At 56.7% G+C, this 22011-nt stretch carries 23 protein-coding genes; 11 read left to right on the top strand and 12 right to left on the bottom strand.

Annotation, left to right across the window (positions count from 1 at the left end; genetic code table 11):
• Positions 1-19 precede the first annotated feature (19 nt).
• From QOL67_RS16970 to fosX, 3 genes are all read left to right on the top strand, one after another.
• Positions 20-796, top strand: a complete 777-nt coding sequence (locus QOL67_RS16970) for a type III pantothenate kinase (RefSeq protein ID WP_283427175.1) — start codon at positions 20-22, stop codon at positions 794-796.
• Positions 793-2457, top strand: coding sequence for a ribonuclease J (locus QOL67_RS16965; RefSeq protein ID WP_283427174.1), 1665 nt, complete (start codon positions 793-795; stop codon positions 2455-2457). The genes QOL67_RS16970 and QOL67_RS16965 overlap by 4 nt, the downstream gene beginning before the upstream one ends.
• A 100-nt stretch (positions 2458-2557) precedes the next feature.
• The gene (gene fosX / locus QOL67_RS16960) at positions 2558-2968 is read left to right on the top strand and encodes a FosX/FosE/FosI family fosfomycin resistance hydrolase (RefSeq protein WP_283427173.1); all 411 of its coding nucleotides are present in this window, start codon (positions 2558-2560) and stop codon (positions 2966-2968) included.
• Positions 2969-3026: 58 nt separating this feature from the next.
• Here the strand turns inward: fosX and QOL67_RS16955 are convergent, their stop codons facing one another.
• From QOL67_RS16955 to QOL67_RS16935, 5 genes are all read right to left on the bottom strand, one after another.
• A complete protein-coding gene (locus QOL67_RS16955) occupies positions 3027-4478 on the bottom strand; it encodes a DEAD/DEAH box helicase (RefSeq protein WP_283427172.1) in 1452 nt (483 codons plus the stop codon).
• A gap of 142 nt (positions 4479-4620) precedes the next feature.
• A complete protein-coding gene (locus tag QOL67_RS16950) occupies positions 4621-5598 on the bottom strand; it encodes a glycosyltransferase family 2 protein (RefSeq protein WP_283427171.1) in 978 nt (325 codons plus the stop codon).
• Positions 5595-6350 carry a hypothetical protein gene (locus QOL67_RS16945; protein ID WP_283427170.1) on the bottom strand — a complete coding sequence of 252 codons (756 nt, stop codon included), beginning with the start codon at positions 6348-6350 and terminating at the stop codon, positions 5595-5597. Before QOL67_RS16945 ends, QOL67_RS16950 begins: the two co-directional genes overlap by 4 nt.
• Positions 6351-6397: 47 nt before the next feature.
• Entirely contained in the window at positions 6398-8005 is a 1608-nt protein-coding gene (locus tag QOL67_RS16940) for a peptide chain release factor 3 (RefSeq protein ID WP_283427169.1), read from the bottom strand.
• 52 nt (positions 8006-8057) lie between these two features.
• Positions 8058-9080 (bottom strand): Hint domain-containing protein, encoded by a 1023-nt coding sequence (locus QOL67_RS16935; protein WP_283427168.1) that lies wholly within the window; start codon positions 9078-9080, stop codon positions 8058-8060.
• A gap of 147 nt (positions 9081-9227) precedes the next feature.
• On the opposite strand from QOL67_RS16935, the gene QOL67_RS16930 reads away from it, so the two are divergent.
• The 4 genes from QOL67_RS16930 (at position 9228) to QOL67_RS16915 (ending at position 13807) form a co-directional block, all read left to right on the top strand.
• Positions 9228-10007, top strand: coding sequence for an SDR family oxidoreductase (locus QOL67_RS16930; RefSeq protein ID WP_283427167.1), 780 nt, complete (start codon positions 9228-9230; stop codon positions 10005-10007).
• Between the two features lie 84 nt (positions 10008-10091).
• The gene (locus QOL67_RS16925; RefSeq protein WP_346770614.1) at positions 10092-11180 is read left to right on the top strand and encodes a hypothetical protein; all 1089 of its coding nucleotides are present in this window, start codon (positions 10092-10094) and stop codon (positions 11178-11180) included.
• A gap of 91 nt (positions 11181-11271) precedes the next feature.
• Positions 11272-12657, top strand: a complete 1386-nt coding sequence (locus tag QOL67_RS16920; protein ID WP_283427165.1) for an SLC5/6 family protein — start codon at positions 11272-11274, stop codon at positions 12655-12657.
• 19 nt (positions 12658-12676) lie between these two features.
• Complete coding sequence (locus QOL67_RS16915; RefSeq protein ID WP_283427164.1) at positions 12677-13807, top strand: ABC transporter ATP-binding protein; 1131 nt, start codon at positions 12677-12679, stop codon at positions 13805-13807.
• A gap of 6 nt (positions 13808-13813) precedes the next feature.
• Here QOL67_RS16915 and QOL67_RS16910 read toward each other — a convergent pair whose 3' ends face one another.
• On the bottom strand, positions 13814-14485 hold the full coding sequence (locus QOL67_RS16910; protein WP_283427163.1) for a helix-turn-helix transcriptional regulator: 672 nt from the start codon (positions 14483-14485) through the stop codon (positions 13814-13816).
• A 187-nt stretch (positions 14486-14672) separates the two neighbouring features.
• Here QOL67_RS16910 and QOL67_RS16905 point away from each other — a divergent pair, with 187 nt between their 5' ends.
• From QOL67_RS16905 to QOL67_RS16890, 4 genes are all read left to right on the top strand, one after another.
• Complete coding sequence (locus tag QOL67_RS16905) at positions 14673-14891, top strand: twin-arginine translocase TatA/TatE family subunit (protein ID WP_164644768.1); 219 nt, start codon at positions 14673-14675, stop codon at positions 14889-14891.
• A 17-nt stretch (positions 14892-14908) separates the two neighbouring features.
• Complete coding sequence (gene tatB / locus QOL67_RS16900) at positions 14909-15454, top strand: Sec-independent protein translocase protein TatB (RefSeq protein ID WP_283427162.1); 546 nt, start codon at positions 14909-14911, stop codon at positions 15452-15454.
• On the top strand, positions 15451-16398 hold the full coding sequence (gene tatC, locus QOL67_RS16895) for a twin-arginine translocase subunit TatC (RefSeq protein ID WP_283427161.1): 948 nt from the start codon (positions 15451-15453) through the stop codon (positions 16396-16398). Before tatB ends, tatC begins: the two co-directional genes overlap by 4 nt.
• Before the next feature lie 118 nt (positions 16399-16516).
• Positions 16517-17359 (top strand): ATP-binding protein, encoded by an 843-nt coding sequence (locus QOL67_RS16890; RefSeq protein WP_283427160.1) that lies wholly within the window; start codon positions 16517-16519, stop codon positions 17357-17359.
• Positions 17360-17378: 19 nt separating this feature from the next.
• Here QOL67_RS16890 and QOL67_RS16885 read toward each other — a convergent pair whose 3' ends face one another.
• The 6 genes from QOL67_RS16885 to QOL67_RS16860 all read right to left on the bottom strand — a co-directional run bounded on the left by QOL67_RS16885 (position 17379) and on the right by QOL67_RS16860 (position 22008).
• Positions 17379-18557, bottom strand: a complete 1179-nt coding sequence (locus QOL67_RS16885) for a LysM peptidoglycan-binding domain-containing M23 family metallopeptidase (protein ID WP_283427159.1) — start codon at positions 18555-18557, stop codon at positions 17379-17381.
• Between the two features lie 125 nt (positions 18558-18682).
• On the bottom strand, positions 18683-19339 hold the full coding sequence (locus tag QOL67_RS16880) for a protein-L-isoaspartate(D-aspartate) O-methyltransferase (RefSeq protein WP_283427158.1): 657 nt from the start codon (positions 19337-19339) through the stop codon (positions 18683-18685).
• Positions 19336-20118 (bottom strand): 5'/3'-nucleotidase SurE, encoded by a 783-nt coding sequence (surE, locus tag QOL67_RS16875; protein ID WP_283427157.1) that lies wholly within the window; start codon positions 20116-20118, stop codon positions 19336-19338. The genes QOL67_RS16880 and surE overlap by 4 nt, the downstream gene beginning before the upstream one ends.
• Positions 20119-20228: 110 nt before the next feature.
• The gene (locus tag QOL67_RS16870) at positions 20229-20903 is read right to left on the bottom strand and encodes an SDR family NAD(P)-dependent oxidoreductase (protein ID WP_283427156.1); all 675 of its coding nucleotides are present in this window, start codon (positions 20901-20903) and stop codon (positions 20229-20231) included.
• A gap of 141 nt (positions 20904-21044) precedes the next feature.
• Positions 21045-21302: a pilus assembly protein PilZ gene (locus tag QOL67_RS16865; RefSeq protein WP_283427155.1), complete on the bottom strand. Its 258-nt coding sequence runs from the start codon at positions 21300-21302 to the stop codon at positions 21045-21047.
• Between the two features lie 139 nt (positions 21303-21441).
• Positions 21442-22008: a DUF2199 domain-containing protein gene (locus QOL67_RS16860; protein WP_283427154.1), complete on the bottom strand. Its 567-nt coding sequence runs from the start codon at positions 22006-22008 to the stop codon at positions 21442-21444.
• Positions 22009-22011 lie beyond the last annotated feature (3 nt).

Raw genomic sequence — 22011 nt, 5'->3', positions numbered from 1 at the left:
GCGAAGGGGGATCTTACCCATGCTTCTGGCCATTGACTGCGGCAACACCAACACCGTGTTCTCCATTTGGGACGGGGAAAAGTTTCTCTGTACCCTGCGGACGTCGACCCACCATGCGCGGACGGCTGATGCCTATTTCACCTGGTATTCCACGCTGATCAATCACTATGGCATCGACGCGGATATCACCGATGTGATCATCTCCTCCACGGTACCACGAGTGGTTTTCAACCTGCGCGTCTTTGCAGACCGTTTCTTCAATTGTCGGCCTCTGGTGGTTGGTAAGCCTGACTGCAAACTACCGGTGACGCCCCGTGTGGACCAGGGCACCCAACCCGGGCCGGATCGATTGGCCAATGCCGTTGCTGCATATGAACGCCATGGTGGCAATGTAGTTGTTGTAGACTTCGGCACCGCGACCAATTTTGACGTGGTTGCCGAGGATGGCGCTTACGTGGGCGGCGTGATTGCTCCTGGTGTGAACCTGTCGCTGGAAGCGCTGCACTCCGGTGCGGCCGCCTTGCCGCATGTGGACATCAGCCAGCCAGAAAAGGTGATCGGAACCAACACTGTGGGCTGTATCCAGTCCGGGGTGTTCTGGGGCTACACCGGCCTCATTGAAGGTATCATCGCGCGTATCAAAACCGAATACGGCGCACCTATGAAAGTGGTGGGAACAGGAGGACTTGCGCCTCTCTTTGAGCAGGGTGACAGCCTGTTTGACACCATCGAAGACGATTTGACGATGCACGGGCTGACCGTGATCCATAAACACAATAAGGAGCAGGGCGCATGAGCGACCGCTTGATCTATTTGCCGCTAGGCGGCTCCGGCGAAATTGGCATGAACGCCTATGTCTATGGCTTTGGGCCAGTAGACAATGAGCGTCTCATCCTCGTCGACATCGGGGTGGCATTTTCCGACATGGAAACCAGCCCGGGGGTGGACCTGATTTTTGCTGACATTCGCTGGTTGGAAGAGAACAAACACCGGCTTGAAGCAGTGTTTATCACCCACGGCCACGAAGACCACATTGGCGCAGTAGGGCACTACTGGGACCGCCTCGGCGTGCCCGTTTACGCACGTGCCTTCACCGCTAATCTGGCTCGCCACAAAATGGCAGACCGGGGTCAGCCAGAAGAAATGATCCGGACAGTATCCGCGTGGCCGGAAACCACCGACGCTGGCCCGTTCAAAGTGGGGTTCTTGCCAATCAGCCACTCCATCCCGGAAAGCGCCGCGCTGGTAATCGACACGCCTGCCGGGCGGGTGATCCACTCTGGGGACTTCAAGCTGGACGAAACCCCGCTGGTCGGCGAAGCCTTTGATCCGGAACTTTGGGCAGAGGTTTCCAAAGACGGTGTGCAAGCGTTGATTTGCGACTCAACCAATGTGTTCTCTCCGCATGCTGGTCGGTCCGAAGCCTCCGTTGGTCCAGAGATCGAAAAACTGGTTTCTCAAGCCTCCAGTATGGTTGTTGCCACCACCTTTGCCTCCAACGTGGCCCGCGTAAAAACCCTGGCACAAGCGGGCGAGCGGGCAGGGCGATCCATTTGCCTGATGGGCCGGGCCATGCGCCGCATGATCGAAGCCGCCATGCAAACCGGTGTGTTGTCCGACTTTCCCAAAGTTGTCAGCCCCGAAGAGGCCGCGTCTATTCCTCGCGAAAACCTCATGTTGCTGGTCACCGGCTCTCAAGGTGAACGTCGCGCCGCAAGTGCGCAATTGGCACGCGGCAAATACAACGGCATCACCCTGAAAGAGGGTGATCTGTTCCTGTTCAGCTCTAAAACCATTCCAGGCAACGAAAAAGGTGTGTTCCGCATCATCAACCAATTTTCCGAAATGGGTGTTGATGTGGTGGATGACAGCACGGGCAAGTACCACGTGTCTGGACACGCCAACCGTCCGGATTTGTTGCGTTTACATGAAATTGTGAACCCAAAGATGGTGGTTCCTAATCATGGCGAGCACCGCCATCTGCGCGAACACGCCAAGCTGGCCAATGAGGCTGGCCGTGCGTCGATCGTGGCTGTAAACGGCACCATGCTGGACCTGTCGGGTGAGCAGCCGTCGATTGCGGGCTATGTCGAAACCGGGCGAACCTATCTGGATGGCAACACCCAGATTGGCGCCATGGACGGTATCATCCGAGACCGCATCCGCATGGCCCTCAATGGTCATGTGATTGTGACCGTGCTGTTGGACGAAGACGACGAGCCACTGGGCGATGCGTGGTGCGAGCTGATGGGGTTACTGGAAATCGGGCGCTCTCAGGCGCCGCTGGTTGACGTGCTGGAAGCAGACGTTACCCAGTTCCTCGGCCGCGCCAAAGAGAAGACGTTGTCAAATGATGATAAGATTGAGGGTGATATCCGTCGCATCGTGCGCAACTCCGCACGCGATGAGATTGGCAAAAAGCCCGAAGTCACAGTGATTGTCAGCCGCCTAAGCTGAACGCCCCCAACCTTTGATCCAAATTGAAGCTGCCTTGTGCCGGAGTAGTCTCCGGTGCAGGGTGGCATGTACTTTGTGAGGCATCTGGAGCGGGCACATTTTGGCACAAGGACTTAGCCACATAACCTTCATTGTACAGGACCTCGACAAGATGGAAGAGGTGCTGACAAAAGTTTTGGATGCAACGCGGATCTATGACAGCGGGGAGGACACCTTTTCCCTGTCCAAAGAGCGGTTTTTCGACATCGGAGGCGTGTGGGTCGCGACGATGCAAGGTGAGTCATTACCAGTGAAAAGCTACAACCATGTCGCTTTCAAAATAGAGCCGGATGAGTATGACAGCAAACTGCGGTGCATTCGGGCTCTTGGGCTGGAGTTGAAAGAAGGGCGCTCCCGCGTTTCCGGTGAAGGGCACTCTCTCTATTTTTATGATCACGACAACCACTTGTTCGAGTTGCACAGTGGCACACTGCAAGAACGGTTGAGGCGCTACAAACAGACCACGGAGTGATCTGGAAACACAGAAGGGCCCACAGGGGCCCTTCCACTAAGTGTAAGATGTTGGGCGGTTACTGACCGCGTCGCTCGTCAAAGCTCATCGCAATAAAGCCGGGCATGTGATCACCCATGCCGACAACTTTGTTGCCGTTGTCGCGGCGATCGTTGCGTCCACGGCCACGACCACGTGCAGATTTGTCACTACGATCACCACGATCATCGCGCTGTTGGCGCTCTTCTCGTTGTGGCCGTGCTTCCTGCTTGGTGCGCTCTTCACGCTGAGGACGGTCCTCTTTGGCAGGTTTCGGCGCCTCAACGGCTTCCGCAGGCTTGGCGGTGTCTTCTTTAGGTTTGCGAGGTTTGCGCGGCTCAACTTTTATTGGGTTTTCAAGGCGCGCAATCTCTTTCTGGATCAACGCCTCAACCGCATCAAACTGCTTCTCGTCTCGGGAGCTGCAGATCGTGATGGCTTTGCCCTCTCTGCCCGCACGACCCGTTCGACCAATGCGGTGCACATAGTCTTCCGGATGACCGGGAACATCAAAGTTGAACACATGGCTGACGCTTGGCACATCCAGACCGCGCGCGGCCACGTCGGACGCGACGAGAATGCGTAAGTCACCGCCCCGGAATGATTCCAGTGTACGCGTCCGTTGGGATTGATCCAAATCGCCGTGAATTGGTGCGGCATCGTAACCGTACTTCTTCAACGATTTCGCAGTGATATCCACGTCCGTCTTGCGGTTACAGAAAATGATCGCATTGGTGCATTTGTCACCTTCGCCATCAATCAATGCCCGCAAAACCTTGCGCTTTTCGCTGCCTTCCCGGTCCCGACGGGACGCTTTAAACATTACAACGTTCTGTTCAATGGTCTCGCTGGCCGTCGCCTGGCGGGCAACTTCTACACGCTCAGGGTTGGATAGGAAGGTGTTGGTGATGCGCTCGATTTCCGGCGCCATAGTGGCGGAGAAAAACAGGGTTTGCCGGGTGAAAGGTGTCAGCCCAAAGATCCGCTCGATATCAGGAATGAAGCCCATATCCAGCATCCGGTCAGCTTCGTCCACAACCATGACTTTCACGTCGGACAGGATAAGCTTGCCGCGCTCAAAATGATCAAGCAGGCGGCCAGGTGTGGCAATCAGAACGTCGACCCCTTTGTCGATGATCGTTTCTTGCTCCTTGAAACTCACTCCGCCAATCAACAGCGCTTTGGTCAGCTTCAGATGTTTGGAATAGGTGTCAAAGTTCTCGGCAACCTGCGCCGCCAATTCCCGTGTTGGGCACAGGACCAGGCTGCGCGGCATCCGTGCGCGCGCGCGCCCACGGGCCAGCAAAGACAACATCGGAAGCGTGAAGCTTGCGGTCTTGCCAGTGCCGGTTTGCGCAATGCCAAGCACGTCGCGGCCATCCAAAGCAGAAGGAATCGCCCCTGCTTGAATTGGCGTTGGGGTTTCATAGCCCGCTTCGGTAATCGCTTTGAGTACCTTCGGGTTGAGGTTCAGGTCAGAAAATTTTGTCATATGTATCCGTGATTTACGGACACACTTTGGCCCGTAGCGGCGTTTAGGATCGGGCCCGTATGGCCCCGCGTCGATGGCGTTTTTGATCCACGGGGCCTTCTATCGCAACCGAGGCTTCAGGTCAATGAAACCGAGTATGTGTCTAAGACTTGATGCGAGTTGTGGCTCTAACGTCAAAATCCGGGAAGTGTTTCCGGCGTTTTTGTTCAAGCTCCAGTGCGTGACTGCGCAGCAAGCCATGGGCCTTGAGCTTGTCTGTCAGGTCAGGGGAGGCAACACAGACCTCTTCATAAAACTGTCGCAACCCGTCTGGCTCGTTTGCCAAATGTGCAAACAGCTTGTGCAGGTTCAAACCACCCTGATTCTCTGGCGTCGCAGAACCAAGTTCATCGCGATAGGAGCCCTTCTGGTGCCGGTAGGCAAAACTCTGGCTCCAATGCTCCCAGCTGGTGGTGTGTAGATGTAGCAGCGCGGCGTCAGTAAGCTCAACTTGCCCCGGGTTGTGTCGACCATTCTGAACCACATTATGGATCTTGATCGTCATGTCCTTTTGCCCGGTGCGCAGGAACATCTTGCCAGCCACGTGGCTCACAAATCCGTTTTTCAGGTAGGGCGCAAAATTGGGGTAGATCTCTCTGACAATTTGGTCACGTTTGGTTTTGTCAGCAATGAACGTTTTAAAGTGGGTCACCTGCTCATCATCCAACGAGGCCATTGCCTCCGCGGGACGCACGCGCGCCACAAGGCAGCTTTCCGGCAAAGCAGCCAGTTGCTGTGTGATTGGTTGATACGGCCACAAAAACTCATCTACGTCGATGTGCAGCAGCCAATCCACCTTTTTGGCGCGGTTATAGGCGTGGCGCACATTGAACGATTGACGTGGTTGATGCATCGGCGGCTTTTTCCCGCGCGTTTTGAGCCAATAGTTGTCACCGGTGCGCACAACAGTCAGCTGCGGATGAGGCTTAAGTTGAGCTTTTGCCTCTGGATTTGCCGCGTCCAGGTAGATCCAGATATGCGCTGCGCCCAATTCCAAATGATGGGCCACAAAATTCAATATATCGACAGCAGGCGCTTTGATGGTGGCGACCACCCCCCACGTGGGGGCCACATTGGTCATTGGCGGGCCTGCTGGCGTTCTTTTTTAGCGCGCATCTGTGCCAATCGACGAAACACGCCGCCGGGCTCTTCAATCAACTCCTGCATCAGATGGTCGACGAGGGGGGCGATCACCGGATCGGATTTACCCATCTCCCAGATTGGCGCTAGAATGTTGATGTCCAGCCCGCCATGCACCAGCGAGAATGACTCCATGTCCAGCGGCAATCGTGTTTTCAGACGTTTGCCAAAACCATGCTCCTTGCTTGGCTCCAACCCGCTAAACGTACGTTCAAACTCGTAAAGTTTCATCATGCCAAACAACATGCGCAACCCTTGACCAGCCTCACGCTGAGCGGGAGTGTCCCCATGGTCCGCAAAAGTTTGCGCCGAGCTCACCAGCCAGCGCAGGTTCAACTCAGCTATTAGGTGCTCGGACTCCTCTGCCCATAGTCGACAAAACAGCGCAGTTGTTTGGGGGGGAGAATCCCGTTTGCGCAGGTTTGAGATCAACTGTGCATTCAGAAAAGCCAGCTCACTTAGCCCAATAAATTCCTCAGCAATTTGCCGACGCTTGCGCGCCCAGCTCGTTTTGGGGTCGGCTGGTCCTTTTTTGGCAGCCTGCTCGGTTACCACTACAGTCTTCAAAACAGAGAGGTTTACATCAAGCGGCGGAAGGTCTTCGGAGCCAAAATCAAACGGCTCGCGCCGCCCGTCGTAGCGCTCCATCATATAGGCGTAACCGCCGGGATAGGTGAGGGTATTTTCTGACATAGCGCGATGTTTGCACGGGGGAAAACCCCGTGCAATCGCAGAGTGTATCAGACCATCATTTCCTTGGTCGCGCTCAGCGTCACATCAGGATAATCGCGCGCAACACGATCAATGTCCCACTGAAGGCGTGTCAGGAATACCACGTCGCCATCGTTGTCATAGCTGATGTGCTGCTTGTTCATATCAGCAAACTTTTCAACGGCTTTCCGGTCTCCATGCACCCAGCGGGCGGAGGTGAACTGGCTCTGATCAAAACGCACGGGCAGGCCATACTCCATCTCAATCCGGCTGGCGAGCACTTCAAACTGAAGCTGCCCCACCACGCCCACAATGAAGCCTGAGCCAATCATTGGCTTAAACACCTTCGCGGCACCTTCTTCGGCAAACTGCATCAGCGCCTTCTCAAGGTGTTTGGCTTTCAGTGGATCGCCGGCACGTACGCCTTGCAACAGTTCCGGCGCAAAGCTTGGGATGCCAGACACGCGCAGTGCTTCCCCTTCGGTCAATGTGTCGCCAATGCGCAATTGCCCGTGGTTTGGAATGCCAATGATATCGCCGGCCCAAGCTTCTTCTGCCAATTCGCGGTCTGATGCCAAAAACAACACTGGGTTGGAAATTGCCATTGGCTTCTTGGTGCGCACATGGGTCAGTTTCATGCCGCGTTTGAAGTGACCTGACGCCATACGCACAAACGCCACGCGGTCGCGGTGTTTTGGGTCCATGTTGGCTTGAACCTTAAACACAAACCCAGCGACCTTTTTTTCTTCCGGCGCAATTTTGCGCGGCTCTGCCGTCTGGATCTGCGGTTCTGGCCCGTAGGTGCCAATGCCGTCCATAAGTTCTTTTACGCCAAAAGAGTTGATCGCAGAGCCAAACCAGATCGGCGTCATATGCCCTTCAAGCACCGCCTGCGGATCCAGTTTCGGTAACAGCTCTTTGGCCATCTCAACTTCTTCACGCAACTGCTCCAGCAGATGCTCCGGTACGTGATCAGCCAGTTTTGGGTCATCCAAGCTTTCAATCTGCACACTTTCAGCGACCACATTCCGATCAGCCCGATCCATCAGCTCCAGCCGATCATTGAGCATGTCATAAGTGCCCATGAACTCACGGCCCACGCCAATTGGCCAGCTTGCCGGAGACACGTCAATTGCGAGGTTCTCTTGAATCTCGTCAATAATATCAAAGGTGTCGCGGCTTTCGCGGTCCATCTTGTTACAAAACGTCAGGATCGGAAGGTCGCGCAGACGGCAAACCTCAAACAGCTTCTGCGTCTGGCTTTCCACCCCTTTGGCGCCGTCAACCACCATGACTGCGGCGTCAACCGCGGTCAGAGTACGATAGGTGTCTTCAGAGAAATCACTGTGGCCGGGCGTGTCCACCAGATTGAAACGGAACTTGCCAAAATCAAACGACATGGCGGAGGCAGACACCGAGATCCCGCGGTCTTTCTCCATTTGCATGAAGTCCGAACGGGTCCGGCGGGCTTCGCCTTTGGCCCGCACCTGACCCGCCATCTGAATTGCGCCACCATAGAGGAGGAACTTTTCGGTCAGCGTGGTCTTACCTGCGTCCGGGTGCGAGATGATCGCAAAGGTGCGACGGCGCGCAATCTCGGGCGGCAATTCGGGGCGGTTTGTCTGCGTGTCCAACATGTTCGCGCGTATAGGTCGCAGAGCGTCATTTCGCAAGGAAAAGCGGCGCGTCCTACTTCGACGACGCGCGCTTTAGAAGCTCAACCGCGTCAGGACGATCCAACAAGCTTTCATGCACCTCGAGATGCGCCTGTGGCATGCCACGTGCCGCATTTGACGCAGGTTGAAGACGTTCTTTAACGTCTTCTGGAACAGCCGGTTGCGTACGCGTGTCCATCTGCATGGTCTCTGCCGAAATGCCTTCGGCAAAAATGATCTGATGGGTGTCAAACATGATCTGGTAATAGTCAACAAATCCACCTTCATCGGCAAAGACGGTATCGCCATTCACCAGGTGCCGCGCTTTGATCAGCAACTCGCTGCGTCCTACGCCGATATGGTCATGGCGTTGATACACAAACAGTCGGTGATCGGGGCTCACCCGCAGATCAAGAGTGTTGTTCAACGTGCCGGCTGTGATCACAATTGGAGCAAACTCACCGCTGGCACGTTGCACCGCGTGCCCAATCCAGCGCACTTCCTGAGGGCCATCATCCCGCGTCAGAACCCGGTCGCCTACGTGTACGTCTTCGACACGTCTCTGTTCGCCTGTGGCCATAGTTATCCGTGTGCCTCCGGTGAAGCTCACGCAGGCCAGCTGTGCCAGTTTTGTCGAGGCTGCGCCTCGGTCCACACCCACCAGCACATAGTCGCCCTTTGGTGTCAGCGGCGCCAAAGGCGCGCCATAAACTTCAACCACGCCGCCTTCGTCATCCACTTCAACCAGCACCAGAACTTCGATGGTGTCGCCGCTGGGCGGCATAAAGGTTGCCACGCAATCAAGGTAGACACGTGCGTCTTTGGTGCCGAGGCTGTAATCACTGGCAATGAAGTGCTGCCCTTCGCTGTCCGTGCGCAAGGCGAGGCTCTTCTCCTCGGCATCTTGGTTCAGCGTATAGATATCGTCTGGCAACAATTCTTCCGCAAACGACAGAGAATCACCAAGGTTTGCGCCATCCGTCACAATCAAAGCATCCGCCGGATACACCGGCAGACGTTGGGAGGGCTGGGAGCTGTCTTGGACTTGAGACGTCATAACTTACCTATTTCCGTGTACTGTACATGTTCTTTGACAATTTGAATGACATGCAAATGTGGCAGCACAGTGCCTTGGCTTCGGCATTATACTGGCATCCTTCCTAATTTGGGTATTTCTTACCCGCACAACAACGGGGAGAATCGCATGGAATTGGGAATTAAGGGTAAACGCGCGCTGGTTTGCGCGTCCTCTAAAGGTCTTGGTCTAGGTTGCGCGCGCGCTTTGGCTTCGGATGGCGTGGACTTGATTATGAATGCGCGTGGCGTCGAAGCGCTTGAAATTGCTGCCGCCGACATTCGCGCCGAGTTTGGCGTTGAGGTGGCCACAATAGCTTGTGATGTGAGCACCGAGGAAGGCCAAGCCAAGTTGGTCGAGATCGCGAAAGGCGTCGATATCCTCGTCAACAACGCAGGTGGTCCACCTCCGGGTATGTGGACCGATTGGAATCGGGATGATTTCATCGCCGCGCTGGATGCAAACATGTTGGCGCCAATTGCCCTGATAAAAGCGCTGGTGCCGGGCATGATGGAGCGTGGCTGGGGCCGCGTGGTGAATATCACCTCGGTGTCGGTGAAGTCTCCGATCCCGGTACTGGGCCTTTCAAACGCCGCCCGCGCTGGTTTGACCGGCTATGTCGCTGGCACCGCGCGTCAAGTGGCGGGCAAAGGCGTGACCATCAACAACCTGCTGCCCGGCATCCATGCCACAGATCGTGCTGTATCCCTGGACACAGCCGTGACGAAGCAGCAGGGCATCTCCATGGAGGAGGCTCAGGCCCAACGTGCCGCCACCATTCCCGCCGGTCGCTACGGAACGCCGGATGAGTTTGGCGCCACATGTGCGTTCCTCTGCTCTGATCACGCAGGCTTTATCGTCGGGCAGAATGTTCTGCTGGACGGCGGCGCCTTTGCGTCGGCAATGTAGGCCGGAGCAAATAAGAATATGGCGCGAGGTGTGGGTGTGTCCCAAGGGTTTTCTCTAAAAGATCAGTTATTTAATGTAGATAGTATGGGCGATTTGGCTGCGGAATTCTCCGCCGGCGTGCCTGGCTTTGACGGCGAGAGTTTCCATCAAGAAGTTGTGGCTGGACTTCAGGGGCGCGAGCTCATGGAGCGGATGGAATGGATTGCGGACTGTATTGAAAAACGCCTCGCGCCGGACTTTCCTGAAATGGCGGATCAACTGGAGGCAGCGATGCCGCCCGCGCTTGATCCGACCCTGACGGATGATGATTTTGGCCGCTTCATTCACGCTGTGCCCGGCATCTTGGCCACCCGCCATGGTGTAGAACAGCATCGCGAACGGGCATTGGACTTACTGGAGGCAGCGACCAAGCGCTTTTCTATGGAGTTCTACATCCGTCCTTTCCTTAATCGCTGGCCGGAGGAGACCTTTGCCCGCCTGCACGCGTGGGCAGAGGATGACAACTACCATGTGCGCCGTTTGGTGAGTGAAGGCACGCGCCCTAAACTGCCCTGGGCAAAGAAGATTGAGATTGATCCTATGTCGCCTTTGCCACTGCTGGCAAAACTGCACGCCGATCCCACGCGCTACGTGACCCGTTCGGTGTCCAACCACCTGAATGACATTTCCAAAATCTCCACCAACACAGTGGTCAGCCAACTGGCAGATTGGAAGGAGCACGGCAAACAGGCATCCAAAGAACTCGACTGGATGACCCGTCACTCCCTGCGCACCGCGGTCAAGGCCGGGCATGCCGGCGCGCTCTCGGCACTCGGGTTCCATGCGGATGCACCGGTTACTCTGGATAGCCTGTCCGTCGGCGGTGACAGCATCCAAATTGGTGAGGCATTGCAAGTCGAGACCACATTGTCCACTGATGGCACATCTCCTGTGCCGGTGATGGTAGACTACGTGCTGAGCTTCCATCGGCCCAACGGGCGCGGCGGTGAGAAAGTCTTCAAACTCAAGCAAGGCAAAATTCCTGCCGGTAAGTCGCTTACACTGGCCAAAAAGCATCCGCTCAAGGCCAACGCCAGCACCTTCCAGCTGCACTCTGGCCCCCATAAATTGGCTATCCAAGTCAACGGGCGTGTGCTTGGCGATGTGGCGTTTGATCTGACGGATCCTGCGTAACCCGCTGACGTTTCATCACATCTCTGTGGGGCGGCTGGCCTGACATCTGGCCGCCTGCTAGGCCGATCCCAACTTTGAACGGGATACAACCATGCACGCCGCCACACTCATCACAGTTTTCGCTGCCATTCTCCTGTTGAGCCTCGTCGTGGCCCCAAAACGGGCCACGGTTGTCGGTTTCTTTGGTGGCCAAAATACCGAAGGACGTTCGCCTTCGTTGTGGACCCTGGTCTTGTCTCAAGTCACCACATGGATATTTGCGCGCTCGCTGATGAACGCAGCCATCCTTGGCTTCTACTACGGCATTGCGGGCACCTTAGCTTACGCCGCCTACTACGCCTCCTTTCTGACCGGCGGCTACATCGTGAACCGCATGCGTGTGCAGGGCGCAGGCTCTGTGCAGGACTGGCTCACCTCACGTTTCGGACTTCCCGGTGTCACTGCCTACAACGTGGTCATTGCCCTGCGGCTTCTGTCCGAAGTGTTCGCCAATCTGCTGGTGGTTGGTCTGATCTTTACCGCCATTCTTCCAGATGTCGCCAATGCGGGTACCATCGCCATCCTGATCGTTGGCGTGGTTGCGCTGGCCTATTCCGCCTGGGGCGGCCTGTCCGCAGCCCTGCGCACCGACGTGGTACAGATGCTGCTGTTCCTTGTGGTGTTTGGCATTGCGTTTGTGGCCCTCATCCTGCGCCCCGAGTTTAACCTCGGCGCGGTTCTCACGGCCCCCGGCGCCTCCGGCCCTCATAATGGCTGGGTTCTTCTGGTGGTTGCCGTGCTCCAGGTCTTTTCTTACCCGGTACATGACCCGGTCATGATGGATCGCGGTTTCCTCGCGGATCGCGATACAACCCGCAAGAGCTTCCTACACGCTTTCTGGCTGTCCTCGCTCTGCATCATCGCCTTTGGTTTTTTTGGCATCCAGGCCTCGTTAGAAGGTGCCGCCTACGAGGGCCAGTTGATCGGCACATGGAGCGCCATGTTCCCAAGTTGGGTCTTCACCTTGCTGATCCTCTCGCTTCTGGTCTCAGCACTGTCCACACTGGACTCCGCGCTGAGTTCTGCCGCCCGTCTTGTGGTCGAAGAGCTCAGACTGGCCCCACGTACTCTCGCCGGTGGGCGCATCTCGATGGTCGTCTTTGCTATGGCAGGCGGGGCTCTCACACTCTGGGGTAACCAAACTCTGTTTGATGCTGTAGCTGTATCCGGCACGGCTTCGATGTTCTTGACCCCGGTGCTTCTGGCTGGCCTGATCAGTGGCCGCGACGTTCCGCTTTGGTCCTACATGGTTTGCTTTTTCGTCGCTCTTGGCGGTGCCGCAGCCTACATGTTCCGCGACGTCGCGTTTGTGTCTCAATTCCTCTACGACGGCCACAAATATGAGCAGCTCTTGCAAATCTGCGTCATCGTATTGGTGATTGGATTTGCCGCAGTTCTGATCGGCAGCCGCAGGGTTGAAGCACGGGTAGGGGGCTGATACACCAACGCGAAACCCGATGAAAAGCATCGGGGATTGCAAGAGGCCTCCCGTGCAGCTGACACCCACTTCGACGCCACCACGTTTGGAAATCCGCAACCTGCGCCGCCGATTTGGCAACCGTCAGGTGGTCGACGACGTGTCTTTGACCTTGCAATCTGGCAGGGTGACCTGCCTGCTTGGCCCTTCGGGCTGCGGTAAGTCCACCACCCTGCGCATGATTGCTGGTGTCGACATGCAGGACAGCGGCGAGATCTATGTGGATGGCAAGCTGATCTGTGACACAGTGTTCCGCATCCCGCCGGAACGTCGCCAGATTGGCCTGATGTTTCAAGACTTTGCACTATTCCCACACCTCTCGGTGAGCGACAACGTTGCCTTTGGCCTCAAAGGCAGCAACGACGAAAAACGCGCCCGTGTTGAGGAACTTCTGGCCAAGGTGAACCTGGGCTGGGCCATCGACAAATACCCGCACCTGCTGTCGGGCGGAGAGCAACAGCGTATCGCCTTGGCCCGCGCCTTGGCACCACGCCCGCGCATCATGTTGATGGACGAGCCGTTCTCTGGCCTCGACAACCGTCTACGCGACGGCATCCGCGACGAGACTCTGGCGGTGCTCAAAGAAGAAGACACCGCTGTGCTTCTGGTGACCCATGAGCCTGAAGAGGCCATGCGGATGGCGGATGAAATTGCGCTCATGCGCGACGGTGTCATTGTCCAGCAGGGAGCCCCGTATAACATCTACAATGCGCCCAAGGACAAACAGGCCGTTGCGTTTTTTAGCGACATCAACGTGATCCGCTCCGTGAGCAACGGTGCTCTCACTGACACACCATTTGGCCAATTCCTGACACCGGGACTTGCGGACGGAGCACCGGTTGAGATTGTGATCCGGCCGCAGCACTTGAAACTGGATTTTGACCGCGACGGCAAAGGTCCTTTGCCCACACCCTCTGATGGGGTGGCTGCACGTGGCCTCGTCACCCGTGCGCGATTTATGGGCAACGAAAGCTTGGTTGAATTCAAAATGGATCACGATGGGTCCGCGCTGAAAGTCACCGTACCCAACGTGTTCTTGCCAAAAAAAGACACACCTCTGTGGCTTACAATCCGCCGTGACCGCTGCTTTGTATTTCCGGCAGACGCATAGGCCGTTTTAGGCCTGCACCAGAAAGTCTTTCAAACTCTTGCCCGGTTCTTCGACAAAGAGTCCTGGCAACACACTCAGGTCGTTCATCTGATCCACGCGTATTTTGGCAAACCCGCCATGGGTTTCGTCCCAAACGCCAAGGGTCCAGACACGCCCCCAGTAGTCGAGCTTCAACGGCCGTACATCCCGCGTAACACCGTCTGCGCCAGCTACACGCAATTTTTGCTTAGATCGAATGGCCGTGCGCAGGGGCTCCAAATGCCGCAAGGCCTGCGTCGTCTCCGCAAAAGGGTAGGCGGCAAAGCCAAATCCCTGCGCCACCCCGCCAATCTCTTCCGGCAACACCGCGTCGATTTTGGCGCTCAGGCTCTCCGCAGCGGCCTGCAATGGCCCCTCCATGCCGGTGCCCACCACTTCCAGCCCGATGTGCAGCGCTTCCAACTCTTCTTCCGTCAGGTTTAACGGCGGCAACGTCAAAACTGCTTTGGCCCGATAGCCGGTGCCACGCTCGCCTTCTATTGCGACTCCGCTGTTCGCCAACGTCTGCATGTCTCGGTAGATTGTCCGCAGAGATACGTGCATCGAAGCCGCCAAATCTTCGGCGCGATGCAATCCGCCATCCTTCAATATCTCCATCAGTGCATACAGGCGATCTGTGCGGTTTTGCGAACTGGCCATGGAATGCGAATCTCCGATATACTGACAGAATACTGACAACTGCCATAATAGCGTCAAATGGGAGAGTAAAAAGCCTCGAATTGCCGCCCACAGCCCGGGATTGTTGCTTTTACGCCAAGCCCCAAGACGGTAGGACTGAGCCAGACAGATGATATCGGGCCGCAGGCTCACAAAGAGGAGAAACATCATGGGTATTGGAAACATTGGTCTGCCGGGCATTCTGCTGATCGCGATTGTGGTTCTGGTGTTGTTTGGTCGTGGCAAAATCAGCGGCCTGATGGGGGAAGTTGGCAAAGGTATTACATCGTTCAAAAAAGGCATCAACGAAGGCCAGCAGGAGCTTGAAGAGGAAGCGTCTGAAACGGCAAAAGACGTGACGCCAGCCGACGACAAAGACAAAGTCTGATCTGAGGCTGAACCAGTATGTTTGATTTGGGATTGCCCGAGCTTCTAGTGATTGGCGTGGTTGCGCTGATTGTTGTGGGGCCAAAGGATTTGCCGGTGATGTTCCGGACGGTCGGCCGATTTGTGGGCAAGGCCAAGGGCATGGCGCGGGAGTTTTCCAGCGCCATGAACGAGGCGGCTGACAAATCGGGCGTCAAAGATGTGACGGACACCCTCAAGGGGGCAACCGATGGCTTGAACAAGGTCAGCAATCCTTTGAAAACCGCGACCGATGCGCTCAACGACTCCGTTGGTGAGGTTAAACGCTCCATGTCCTATGAACCGGGCGCTGAGACCACACAGCTGTCCAAGGAACGGGCTGAGGCGGCCGAAAAAATCCGCCAAAAATCCACTGAAATGGCGCAGGCCCGTCTCGATAAAGAAGCGGCGGAAAAAGCGGCTGCCGAGGCCGCCGATGATGTCTCTCCCGAGGAGGCCGCAAAGGCCGCACGCAAGGCCGCGCGCAGTTACGATCCGGCCCCAACGCCACGGTCAACGACGACTTCGAAGAAGGATGAGGCATGAGCTCGACTGACCAACTCGAAGACAGCTCCGCACCGTTGATCGAACACCTCGCGGAGTTGCGGACACGTTTGATCCGATCCGGCATTGCCTTTGTGATCGCGATCAGCTTTTTCTTTGTGCCGATTGGCGGGCAGTTCATTGCCGAACATGTGCTGCATTTTCTAGTATCACCAATTGTGCAAGTGCTGCGTGAGCTTGGCGATCCATCCCCAACGTTGCAGTTTACCTCCCCGCAGGAGTATCTCTTCACGTTGTTTCGGATCTCTATGGTTGGCGGCTTTGCTCTGTCCTTCCCTGTGATTGGGTTTCAGCTTTGGCGGTTTGTAGCTCCGGGTCTCTATAAGAACGAACGTGGCGCCTTTCTGCCGTTTATGATTGCATCGCCATTTATGTTCTTGCTGGGCGCAACCTTTGCCCAACTGGTGGTGACCCCTCTGGCCATGCAGTTCTTTCTAGGCTTTGCCGATGTGGCTTCTGTGTTTGCCAATCTTTTGGCGCCTGCGGTTGATGATGTACCTGGCGCAGTGGCTACCGCCGTGCCTGCGACCACGGAAGGCGTGCAAATCACCTTCTTTGGTAAGGTCAATGAAAGCCTTGATATCACACTGAAGTTCATCATGGCTTTTGGCCTGTGTTTTCAGCTTCCGGTGCTACTGACCCTGATGGGTAAAGCTGGTTTGGTGGATGCCGAAGGTCTTGGCCGCGTGCGTAAATACGCCATGGTTGGCATTCTCGTTCTGGCCGCGCTGGTGACACCGCCGGATGTGGTGACACAGCTGATCCTCTTTGTTGTGGTCTATGGCCTTTATGAAGTGTCTATTTTCTTGGTACGTCGCGTGGATCGACAACGGGTGGCCAAGTTGAAAGCCGAAGGCGTCTATTTTGAGGACGACGAAGAAGGCGAAGACGAGGCTGATATTGCGGACGCCGAAAGTCACAAGTAACAGACTTCGTAAATGAAACTCCGAGCGCGTCCCGTACTGGGGCGCGCTTTTTGATTGCGGCTCTTGTTGTTGCTTTGGGAACGTGGTTTCTATCGCCACAAATGACCGGAGGCCTGCCATGGATGACACCACTTTGACCCGCATCGCAGAAGCGTTGGAACGCATGGCGCCGGCCGCTATGGCAGCCCCTGACTTTGCGGTGGCGGACGGGTTTGTCTGGCATGTCGATCCGGATCGTTTAGAGCCGGTGACCAATATTAATCGTGTGTCACTTGAGCTGCTGGTGGGCATCGACCGCTCCCGCGATACGCTTTTGGAAAACACCCGCCAGTTTTCGCGCGGCTTACCAGCCAACAACGCGCTGCTGTGGGGCGCGCGTGGCATGGGTAAGTCGTCCATCGTGAAAGCGGTCCATGCCCAAATTCGGGCCGAAGGCCTGCCGCTCAAGATTGTTGAGCTGCAACGCGAGGACCTGCCGTCTGTGGCGCGCCTTCTCAACCTGCTGCGCGCCAGCAACGAACGCTTCTTGCTGTTCTGTGACGACCTCAGCTTCAGCCACGATGATCAACATTACAAATCACTCAAAGCGGTGCTGGATGGCGGTATCGAAGGGCGGCCCGAAAATGTGGTGTTCTACGCCACGTCCAACCGCCGCCACCTGATGCCCCGCGATATGATCGAAAACGAGCGCAGCTCTGCGATCAATCCCTCTGAAGCCGTCGAAGAGAAAGTCTCTCTGTCGGATCGATTTGGCCTCTGGCTTGGTTTTCACCCTTGTTCCCAAGACGAGTACCTGGCGATGATCGATGGGTACTGCGCGGCTCATGGTGTGACTGTCGACGCAGATCGCCTGCGGGCCGAAGCGATCGAATGGCAAGCCACACGTGGCGCGCGCTCCGGCCGCGTTGCGTGGCAGTTCTTTGTGGACTTAGCTGGACGTGAAGGCGTCGCGTTGATCTAACGTCGACGCCTTGGGCGGGTTATTTCAGGTAAGGCGCCGGGTCGACGCTGTCAAAACCCTCACGCACTTCAAAATGCACAAAGCTGTTCTCCGCAGGCAGCACTGCCATGCTCTGGCCCCGCTTTACGCTGGCCCCCTTCTTCACCTTCACACCGTCCACGTTGTAGTAGACTGTCATCAGGTTGTTGGGGTGGCGCACCACAAGAATAGTCACGTCATCTGCGTCTTTGGTGATCGCAGCCACAGTGCCATTTGCCGCCGCCGTTACTGGTGTGCCCGCCGCTGCAGCAATATCAATGCCGTTGTTTTTGCCCTTGGAGTAGGGACGGATCACTTTGCCGGACACCGGATAGCTCATAGCTGCCTTGCTGGCGCTCTGCTGCTCGTTCAAGTTTGGGCTTTCCGGTTTGGCCACAGGTGTGGCCGCCGCAACAGTGTTGTCTTCCGGCAACGGTTTTGAGGCGCTTGGTGGGGTTGGCGTGGGGGAGCCTTCACCGGGTTTGGTAGTGGTTGCCGCAGCTGTCGCTGCAGCGGCTTTGCGTTCGGCTTCTGCCTGTGGATCTACGGGTGGGATCAACAGAATTTGGTTCTCACGAATGGTGAAGTCGCTGCCCAACCCATTCCATTCTGCCAACGAGCGTACAGACACGTTGTAAAGCCGCGCAATGGTAAAGGCTGTCTCGCCGCGCTTCACCTTGTGACGCACGGGCTCCACGCCAGTCTGAACTGGCGAAGTCGAAACGGTCGCGGGCTGCAATGTCTCCGTTTCAACGGCGGTGTCGGCGTTGTTGATCGCGCCCCCGGCCAGAGAGGCGATGTCCACACCTCCAGGTGCTGTGGAAGGTTCCGCAACGCGACGGGGCAGGGTGATTACTTCACCTTCCCGCAGCTGCACATGCTGTGCGATACCGTTGGTTTCGCTCAGCTCTTCGGCCGGAATGCCGACGCGCTGAGAGATGTCTGCCAACGTGTCGCCGCGTTTGGCCACAGCCACTTGGTAGCTTGGGTAAGAGATCACGCCGCGATCATCCGGTTCCGGGCGCTGCGCTGTTGCGGTTTGGGCCGCTGTCGTTGTGTCCAACCCGCCGCCGATGTCGCCGCGTAAGTCGTAATCCAAAGTGTCCAAACACCCACTCATAACGGTCAGCGCAAAACCTGCGCCAATCCATCGGGTGTTTTTAGACGAGAAAACTGCCATCTCGATGTCCTCACATGCGGCGCCCTGCGTGCGGGGGTCTGGTGCCAAGCCGCTTTGTTATTCGCTACGTTATGTTCCCAAATGGGCAAGCCATCCCCGATTTCCAAGGGGAAAGCGCTTTAAAATCAGTCATTCTCGCGTGCGACGCCTTCGAGCAAAGGCACAAAACGCACGGAGCGCAATTCGTCATAGTCCAGCCCATTTTCGGTTTTGCGCACCCGAATGAGGCTCTGTACCGCATCCGACTGACCCACGGGCACCACCATGATACCGCCGATCTTCAATTGCGCCAAGAGGGGGCCTGGTGGGTCTTCTGCGGCGGCTGTGACAATGATCTTATCAAATGGGGCCTGATCCGGTAACCCAAAACTGCCATCGGAGATCAGTGAGGTGATGTTCACGATCCCCAATTGGTCAAACACGCCGCGTGCTTCCTGCACCAAACGCTTGTGCCGGTCTACCGTGTAGACCCGCCGTGCCAAGTGGCTCAGGATCGCAGCCTGATAGCCGGAACCAGTGCCAACCTCGAGCACCTTGTCACGCGACGTCACTTCCAAGGCCTGCGTCATCAACCCAACCACGGAGGGTTGAGAAATGGTCTGGCCACAGGCGATTGGCAGCGGCGTGTCTTCATACGCCCGTTCCGCAAACAGACCGCGTACAAACAGACCCCGGTCGACTTCTTCCATCGCCGTGAGCACGGCCTGATCCGTCACCCCACGCGAGCGCAAGGCAAACAGAAACTGCATTTTGCGTTGTGCCAGCGCGTCAGGGTCGATCATTCAATGCCTTTCAACGCCGCCAGCGTATCATGTGCCGTAAGGTCTGCGCGCATCGGTGTGACCGAGATATACCCGTTTAAATTGGCTTCTGCGTCGGTGCCTTCACTGGTCATAACTGTTTGATCACCGCCTTTAGCCCACAAGAAACGCCGGCCAGACGGCGCGTTGTGCGGCTCCACTGAGAACCGCGTGCCTGTGCGCAGGCCTTGGGCCACAACCCGTACCCCTTGCACGTCCGCCGCCATCACAGGTGGGAAGTTTACGTTGTAAAACAGGCCATAGGCGTGATCGTTGCTTGGGTTAGCATCCAATATCTTACGCACAACGTCCGCGCCAAAAACGCCAGCGGCCTCAAATGGATCTTCCGCCGTGAAGTTCTTCGGCCCAAGAAACTGTGAAAGCGCAAATGACGGAATGCCCTGCAGGGCGCCTTCTATCGCCGCCCCCAAAGTGCCGGAATAGAGCGCGTTCTCAGCAGAGTTATTGCCTCGGTTTACACCCGACAAGATGATCTCAGGTGGTGCATCTTTCATCACGTCATGCACACCAGCCAAAACACAATCTGCCGGGCTGCCTTCAGCGGCAAAACGGCGCTCGCCCATCTGCGCAATCATGGTCGGGTGGGTATAACTGATACAATGGCCCACACCGGATTGCTCAAACGCAGGTGCCACACACCACACTTCGCCATCTGGTCCAGCCAGTTCTGCAGCAATCCGCTCCAGAACCGTCAATCCCGGCGCGTTGATACCGTCGTCATTGGTGATGAGAATACGCATGTGCCTGCCCCAATTTCTGCTGACATCCTGTCTAGTGGAGCCGTGCTAAGGGGGCAAGCCACGTGGAGTCGCTGGCGACAACCGTTGCGGTGTTGCCAGCTTATGGGGCGTTAAAGGCCAATCTCGGCCATCAACCGTGCCGCTTCCTCGCGGGGATGCACAAGACTGTCTTTGTCCTCGCCCGGGAAGAAACGCGCACGTGTGCCGGTTGGCATGCCGCGCGGGCTGAGAACCGACACTGTCGGGCCAATGTTGGTGGTTTCGGCTTGCCAGCTTTTGGCCAGGGCGATTTGCGCGGCCTTGGTGGCGCCGTAAGACCCAAAGAACTTCTCACCGGCGTGGTTGTCTTCAAAGAATACAGCCTGGCCGGTATCCCCCAATAGCGGGCTCATGAAAGGGATCAACCGACCCACGGCGTCTACGTTGATCGACAAGGATTTTTGCCAGTCTTTGGCATCGATGTGATCGGTTGGGGTTAAGGGCGCCCCATGAGCGGCAGTGTGGATCCACAAATCCACCTTGCCCCAGCGATCATGGATCGATCGGCAGAGCTGCGCCATGGCGTCCGCGTTGGTGATGTCCATTGGCGCTAGGGTGGCTTTGCCACCTTTGGCCTTTATGCGATCGTCCAGCTCTTCCAATGCACCTGTTGTGCGCGCCACGGCCACCACGTGGTATGCTGGCACAAGCGCCTCTGCAAAAGCGGCGCCAAGGCCACGGGATGCGCCGGTGATCAGCGCGATTTTTTCGCCGGAGGCGTCGGGGGTGTTGGACGTATCACTCATGCGTCTTGCTTTGCGTCCAAAGCGGCACAAGGTCAAGAGGCAAGCGCGTCGCAGGGGGGCACCCAATGGAGGGGAGGGGCTGCCCGTCTTAGCCGAGTTGAGCCAATTTCCCCAAGGAAATTTTGGGCTCAATGAAGGGTGTTAGTTGGGCATCGACAAACGCGTGGTGCCGTGTCCTGCATTCAGAACAATATTGTCTTCGCCAATGGCAACCACTTTGCCAGACGGCGTGCGATCACCCAGTTCAACCCGCAGGGTTTTGCCTCCAGCGGTCATCAAAAGGGCGCGTGGATTTTTCTGGCTACCCATCACGCCAATCAAGGTGAGGCGAGAGCGGTTTTTCAACACGCCGGTTTGCGTGGCCTGCGCAGCCACGTGGGAAGGAGTCTTGGAGGACATGATACTGCCTGTGTTTGTGAGCGGTGGCGGCTATATAAGGGGTGGGTCGTGAGCCGCCAGACAGGCCTAGCGCATTTATAGTTAAGGACGGCTAAACAGGCGGCGCATTGCCTAAGAAAATAGGCAGATGTGGCAAGATTCAGCCCATCAGGTGTGCGCGCACCTCTGTGCCGGTGGCCGCGTAAATATCCAGCAGTTGATCAAACGAAATACCTTCTGCCTGCGCTTGTGCAAGTGGGCCTTCGATGGCGAAGAGGCGAGGGCGCTGCCCCTCTTCACCTTGCCGGATTTCACAGCCAATGGGGGCCACATTGCCAAACAGTGGCAGATCATTCATCAGCGATGCCAGGCTGGAGGCGAACTCCAAAGTTTCACCCGTGGCAAAATCAATATAGCGATAGAACGTGTCCGGCGTCACGCTGGCCCAGACAGCAAGTTCAAGCGCCTCGTCGCTGCCTTTGATCGGTAGCGACAGGAGGCTGCAAAGGAAACGATGTTCTTGAAAACGGCATAGGTCTCCAGAGAGCTTGTCGTCACCCACTTGAAGCTCAGACTGCCTGAGATCGCGCGGGCTGTCATGCGGCCAGCAATCCGGATGGTCAAAACCAATGTCAAACACGCCGGAAAAGGTCTGCCCACAACAGGGGCAGACCCAGTTTTCATCGTTGAACCGCTGCCAGCGGCTGTCCAGCGCCAGCAGGTTCACGCG

Origin of the sequence: Shimia sagamensis, assembly GCF_900182745.1 — a bacterium.
GTDB lineage: Bacteria > Pseudomonadota > Alphaproteobacteria > Rhodobacterales > Rhodobacteraceae > Shimia > Shimia sagamensis.
The sequence above is the reverse complement of the archived record's forward strand: the minus strand, read 5'-3'. Positions and strand labels throughout refer to the sequence as shown.

Bases quoted from the DNA above. Each gene is read 5' to 3' on its own strand.
- QOL67_RS16970 (WP_283427175.1), top strand. From the start codon at position 20: ATGCTTCTGGCCATTGACTGCGGCAACACCAACACCGTGTTCTCCATT.
- QOL67_RS16965 (WP_283427174.1), top strand. From the start codon at position 793: ATGAGCGACCGCTTGATCTATTTGCCGCTAGGCGGCTCCGGCGAAATT.
- QOL67_RS16955 (WP_283427172.1), bottom strand. From the start codon at position 4,478: ATGACAAAATTTTCTGACCTGAACCTCAACCCGAAGGTACTCAAAGCG.
- QOL67_RS16950 (WP_283427171.1), bottom strand. From the start codon at position 5,598: ATGACCAATGTGGCCCCCACGTGGGGGGTGGTCGCCACCATCAAAGCG.
- QOL67_RS16945 (WP_283427170.1), bottom strand. From the start codon at position 6,350: ATGTCAGAAAATACCCTCACCTATCCCGGCGGTTACGCCTATATGATG.
- QOL67_RS16940 (WP_283427169.1), bottom strand. From the start codon at position 8,005: ATGTTGGACACGCAGACAAACCGCCCCGAATTGCCGCCCGAGATTGCG.
- QOL67_RS16935 (WP_283427168.1), bottom strand. From the start codon at position 9,080: ATGACGTCTCAAGTCCAAGACAGCTCCCAGCCCTCCCAACGTCTGCCG.
- QOL67_RS16930 (WP_283427167.1), top strand. From the start codon at position 9,228: ATGGAATTGGGAATTAAGGGTAAACGCGCGCTGGTTTGCGCGTCCTCT.
- QOL67_RS16925 (WP_346770614.1), top strand. From the start codon at position 10,092: ATGGGCGATTTGGCTGCGGAATTCTCCGCCGGCGTGCCTGGCTTTGAC.
- QOL67_RS16920 (WP_283427165.1), top strand. From the start codon at position 11,272: ATGCACGCCGCCACACTCATCACAGTTTTCGCTGCCATTCTCCTGTTG.
- QOL67_RS16915 (WP_283427164.1), top strand. From the start codon at position 12,677: ATGAAAAGCATCGGGGATTGCAAGAGGCCTCCCGTGCAGCTGACACCC.
- QOL67_RS16910 (WP_283427163.1), bottom strand. From the start codon at position 14,485: ATGGCCAGTTCGCAAAACCGCACAGATCGCCTGTATGCACTGATGGAG.
- QOL67_RS16905 (WP_164644768.1), top strand. From the start codon at position 14,673: ATGGGTATTGGAAACATTGGTCTGCCGGGCATTCTGCTGATCGCGATT.
- tatB (WP_283427162.1), top strand. From the start codon at position 14,909: ATGTTTGATTTGGGATTGCCCGAGCTTCTAGTGATTGGCGTGGTTGCG.
- tatC (WP_283427161.1), top strand. From the start codon at position 15,451: ATGAGCTCGACTGACCAACTCGAAGACAGCTCCGCACCGTTGATCGAA.
- QOL67_RS16890 (WP_283427160.1), top strand. From the start codon at position 16,517: ATGGATGACACCACTTTGACCCGCATCGCAGAAGCGTTGGAACGCATG.
- QOL67_RS16885 (WP_283427159.1), bottom strand. From the start codon at position 18,557: ATGGCAGTTTTCTCGTCTAAAAACACCCGATGGATTGGCGCAGGTTTT.
- QOL67_RS16880 (WP_283427158.1), bottom strand. From the start codon at position 19,339: ATGATCGACCCTGACGCGCTGGCACAACGCAAAATGCAGTTTCTGTTT.
- surE (WP_283427157.1), bottom strand. From the start codon at position 20,118: ATGCGTATTCTCATCACCAATGACGACGGTATCAACGCGCCGGGATTG.
- QOL67_RS16870 (WP_283427156.1), bottom strand. From the start codon at position 20,903: ATGAGTGATACGTCCAACACCCCCGACGCCTCCGGCGAAAAAATCGCG.
- QOL67_RS16865 (WP_283427155.1), bottom strand. From the start codon at position 21,302: ATGTCCTCCAAGACTCCTTCCCACGTGGCTGCGCAGGCCACGCAAACC.